Here is a 566-nt window from a genome sequence, read left to right as displayed (position 1 = left end):
CACCAACTCACTGCCCGTAATGCAGTCATTCATTAGGTAAGATTCAAATACCGGACGCGGCTTATCTTCTTGACCAACTGCGATCAATGTTGGCAGTGCGAATTTTTCTGCATCTTCAATCACATCACGTCGCCCAAACACCATGCGACCGATGCGAGCAACTTCTACAGCTCGCTCACCTGTTAGCGATTCAAGGCTTTGTTTAAATGAAGCGACCAATTCTGGGTGAACTTGATCCGCGTTATTCGCAAAGAACAGTGGTGCAACGGCTTCGATAATAGGCCCAGGAACACCTTGAACTTGGCTGATGGTATCTAGCATCGCAAAGTATTTTTTATGCGTCACTTCTGGTTCCCAACCAATAAAGGTATCCATCAACACCAATGACTTCACTCGTTGTGGGGCTTGAGCGGTCAGTTCCGCACCCCACATACCGCCAACAGATAAGCCAACAATGGAAAATTCGTCGATTTCCAAATGATCCATTAGCGCCAGCATGTGTTGGGCATAATCAACTAAAGACGTGGTCGAAGCAGGAGCGGCGTCCGATTCACCATGCGCCCATA

The 566-nt window shown here is 47.9% G+C and carries 1 protein-coding gene; it reads right to left on the bottom strand.

The features are described 5' to 3' along the window. A partial coding sequence (locus R7R24_RS29265; RefSeq protein WP_318120529.1) for an alpha/beta fold hydrolase occupies positions 1-566 on the bottom strand: 566 nt, incomplete at both ends.

This window comes from Vibrio sp. 704 (genome assembly GCF_033339295.1).
This window is presented reverse-complemented; position numbering and strand designations above follow the sequence as displayed.